The sequence below is a fragment of the Flaviaestuariibacter amylovorans genome, assembly GCF_039541815.1.
Lineage (GTDB): Bacteria > Bacteroidota > Bacteroidia > Chitinophagales > Chitinophagaceae > Flavisolibacter > Flavisolibacter amylovorans.
Genome location: NZ_BAABGY010000026.1, coordinates 56749 through 60813 on the forward strand (window position 1 = coordinate 56749; position 4065 = coordinate 60813).

Annotated in this window: 3 protein-coding genes; 1 reads left to right on the forward strand and 2 read right to left on the reverse strand. The window is 61.2% G+C overall.

Annotated elements, in window-relative coordinates:
• A partial coding sequence (locus ABD937_RS23775) for a diacylglycerol/lipid kinase family protein (protein WP_345258582.1) occupies positions 1 to 920 on the forward strand: 920 nt, incomplete at its 5' end.
• Positions 921 to 1277: 357 nt separating this feature from the next.
• On the opposite strand, the gene ABD937_RS23780 is transcribed toward ABD937_RS23775, so the two are convergent.
• Both ABD937_RS23780 and ABD937_RS23785 read right to left on the reverse strand, forming a co-directional pair.
• Complete coding sequence (locus ABD937_RS23780) at positions 1278 to 3497, reverse strand: patatin-like phospholipase family protein (protein WP_345258583.1); 2220 nt, start codon at positions 3495 to 3497, stop codon at positions 1278 to 1280.
• 204 nt (positions 3498 to 3701) lie between these two features.
• Positions 3702 to 4065, reverse strand: a 364-nt coding sequence (locus tag ABD937_RS23785; RefSeq protein ID WP_345258584.1) for a transposase, incomplete at its 5' end; no start/stop codon positions are given.

The window sequence follows — 4065 nt, forward strand, 5'->3', positions numbered from 1 at the left end:
GATTCACGGTACCTTTGCCGCCCATGCGCCACTTCGCCTATATCATCAACCCGATCTCCGGCACCCGGAGCAAGAAGGACCTGCCCGACTATGTAGCTACCCGTACCCGGGAAGCCGGCTTCGGCTGCACGGTGTACTCCTCGCCCAGGGACGGTGATTACTCCGCGATCGAGAAGCAGCTCATGGCCCACGAAACCACCGACATCGTGATCGCCGGCGGCGATGGCACCATCAACGCCGCCGTGGGCGCCCTGCGGCACCTCGGCCTCCCCTTCGGCATCATTCCCTGCGGCTCGGGCAACGGGCTCGCCTTCAGCGCCGGCATCCCGAAGCAGCCGCGGCTCGCGCTCGAAACCATTCTTTCCGCAGCGCCGGCACCAGTGGATGCCTACACCGTCAACGGGCGCTTCGCCTGCATGCTCTGTGGCCTCGGTCTCGACGCCAAGGTGGCGCACGACTTTGCCAATGCCGGCACGCGCGGCCTCATGACCTATATCGAAAAGAGCATCGCCAACTTCTTCACGGCAAAGCCGCATCCCTTCACGCTGCAGGTCGAAGACACGCACTACCCCGTGGAGGCCTTCTTCATCTCCATCGCCAACAGCAACCAGTTCGGCAACAACGTGACCATCGCGCCGAAGGCCTCGCTTTCCGACGGGCTGCTCGACGTGGTGGTGCTGGCAAAACAAAACAAATTCAGCCTCGTACTCCAGGCGGCGCGGCAGTGCCTCGGCTTCAACAAGCCGCGCGAGCTCACGACGCTTACCTCGGGCACGAGCCTTCTCTACCTGCAGGCACCTTCCATCATCATCCACAACCCCGAAGGCGCGCACCTCCACATCGACGGCGACCCCGTAGACACCGCGCACCTGCTCGATATCCAGGTGATCCCGCATGCGTTTCAATTGCTGATGCCGTAAAACCAATATAGTATTTCTACGAGGATAGACCGCCGCAAGCGGCTGCCAGTTCCTAAAGAAGAACGCGGGTTTCACGCGGAGACGCAAAGACGCGGAGCAGGCGGAGGCACTTCTACGGGGCGGCGGCGCGCCGCCGCCCCGTCATTGCGAGCGAAGCGTCCCGAAGCCTCGGGACAATCTCCTCCGTTACGCGGAGTGTTCAAAAGGGTAAGATTGGGAGTGCTGTTATCGAACGCGCAGTGCTCCGTATGGCGAAAAAGTTGTGATCCCGCGTTCCCTGCGCCTTTGCGTCTCTGCGTGAAACCCGCGTGCCGCTTTGAGAAAACGAGGCCGCTTGCGGCCGGCAAAACAAGTGTGCTATTTCGCCTGCAGCAACTGCAGCACCCGGCTAAACCCCCGCGTGTTGGTGGCGCTCCCGATGGAGGCCTCGATGTCGAGCTTCTCGCGGCGCGTGAGATGAAAGTTGAGCGCCGCCTTGTTCTCTTTCTTGTCGGGGATATACTGGAAGGAAACGCGGTGCACCGGGAAGCGGCTCGTGCCCAGGAAATACGCGGCCATATCGCCCTGCGCGTAATCCATCATCTTGTACCAGTTGTGCTGCAGCAGCAGGAAGGGCTTCACCGCGTTCTCCGTCATCGACGCCGCATCGTAGGGATTTTCCCAGCCACCGTCCATGCGGTCGCGCACCTGGATCAGCAGGGCGCCGCGGGTGTTCTTGCCGATCCAGTCCTGCATCGACGAGAGGAAGCGCAGCGCCGTCTCCACGCCGTAGTTGTCGCGCAGGCCGCCGTCCATCACGTCGGTAACGGGCTCGGTAGGCATCCATACGTTGGGCAGCACCACGGGGAAGGTGGCGTTCATCCGCAGGGCCGTAAGAACACGGAGGCCGTAAGGGTTCTGCTTGTGAAAGAAGCTCACGAAGTCGACCGCGTCGGGCGTGCCGGGCTGCAGCGAGTCGCCCTGTGGCGTCATCATGAAGCGCAGCGGCTGCGTGGAAATGAGCAGCTTCTTGGCATCGCGCGTCACCACGTTGTGGTAGAACATGAGCGGGATGCGCGCCGCGCTCTCGTCGGCGGCATAATCCTGCAGGCGTTTGTCGAGCAGGCCGCGCGTGTTGTTGTTGAGGGCGAGCTCGAAGGAGTAGCCGCGGTCTTTCAGGTAGGTTTCATTTCCGAGCCTGAAGGTCTGCTGCGGCGCAAAGAGGTCGCGGATCACGAAGGAGGTGAACGTGGGATTGAGCAGGTCCTCGGCGATATCGTCGACCCACTCGCGGGAGTGCAGGTTGAGCGCCGGCTGCGTCAGCTTGCGGCGATAGAGTTCGCGGAAGTAGGTGGCCCCGATCATGCCGCCCGAGGCGCCGGTGATGAGGAAGGTCTTGTTCATGATGCCCCCTTGGGTCACCGAGTCGAGGTGCTGCAGCACGTTCATGGTGAAGGTGGCGCTGCGGGTGCCGCCGCCCGAGGTGGCGATGAGCACCAGCAGCGGCTTTTCCTCGCCCTGCTTCGCCTTCCAGCGGTCGAGCACGCCCTCCATGCGCCGGCGGTCGGCCGCCACGTCGGTGGGATTGGCCAGGGCCTCGAGACTCGCCTGGGTGTATACGGGCCGGTCGCTGCGCTTGCCGTAATGCATGCCGTAGGCCTTGTTGCGGGGGTCGATCCACTCCTTCTGGTAGAGAATGTTGAGGATGAAGACGAAGGCCAGCAGTGCGGGCACGCTCCAGCTCTGAAAGAAGTAGGCGAAGGCGCCCGAGACGCCGATGAGGATGGCACAGAACAGGGTGATGGACGCGGCCGCCGGGATCTGGAAGGCGCGGTGGTCGAGGAAGAAGCCGACCCCGATCAGGAAGGCGTAGGCGAACACCATGCACAGCACCGCCGCGAAGTGGTGGCGCTTGAAGATCTTCTCCATCAGCTCCTCGGAGTAGTGGCTTACGTCGCGGCAGCGGCGCACGCGCATAAAGGAGTCGAGGAACCACTCCGAGCGGATGAGGGTTTTTCCACCGGAGATGCTGTGCTCCGGCTGCAGGTGCGCCATCACGTTGGTGGCCGTCTTGAACAGCGGCTGCAGCCCGCGCAGGATGGTCTTGTCGGCACGGAAGAAATAGATGAAGGAGCCCACGAGCACGAGCAGCAGGCCTGCCACGAAGCCGAGGATGAGGAAGATGATCTCGAGGTGGGGGATCAGCTCCAGGTAATGGGCATACCAGTAAGCCTTTATCAGGAAGAAGATGAGGAAGGCGATGGGCAGCACGCTGTTGTTGATGCAGTATTTAAGAAACGGAAACTGCGTGGCGGCGAGGAAGGTGAAGTGCCGGCTGAAGAGGATGAAGGTGGTGATGTTCCAGCACATGATGAATACGCCCACCGCCGCGCCTACGAAGAGGGTGCTTAGGGCATTGACGTTGCCGAGGTACTCGGGTGCGAGGAAAAGGGCTTCGGCGCCGAAGTTCTTCATGAGGGCGCCGCCCACGGTGGCGAAGAGGAGGAGCCAGAAGATGAGGAGCACCTGGTATTTCCGGAAATGCAGGAACAGCAGCTGAACGGGTAGGGAAAAGAATATGCCTCTCAGGTACGCCATAATGCCGGGTGGTGCTTGTTCCGCTGTAAGATAGGGCAATTCCGGTGCCGTTGGTTGCGGGGGGCAGCGGCGTAGGCATTTGCACTGAACGGACAGGTGTTGCCTCTTCCTTGTTCACCCGCCGCAAGCGGCTGGCTTTCCCTAAAGCGGCTAGCGGGTTTCACGCGGAGACGCAAAGATTCTGTGTTAGGCGCCAAGGGTTTTTCAATAATTTTGGAGTTCAAGGCGGTTTTTATGATCAGCCTGTGTAGGGCGGTCTTCTATGACCGCCTTATTTTTTTGCAGGTATTTCTTATCGTAGGGTGTCTTTGTCTTGAAGACGGTGTACATCAGTTCCAGTAGTCGTCGTTGTATTGCCACGAGCGCCTTCATTTTAATGCCGTGCCGGGCGATTAGCCGTGCGTAGATGGCGCGGAAGCGTTCGTCGTGGCGCGTGGCGCTCAGGGCCGGGAAGTGCATCGCTGCTCTTAGGTGTCGGTTGCCCCGTTTGGAGATGCGGGTCTTGCCCCTGACGGAGGTGCCGCTTTGCTTTTCCACCACATCGAAGCCGGCGAAGGAGGCGAGTTGC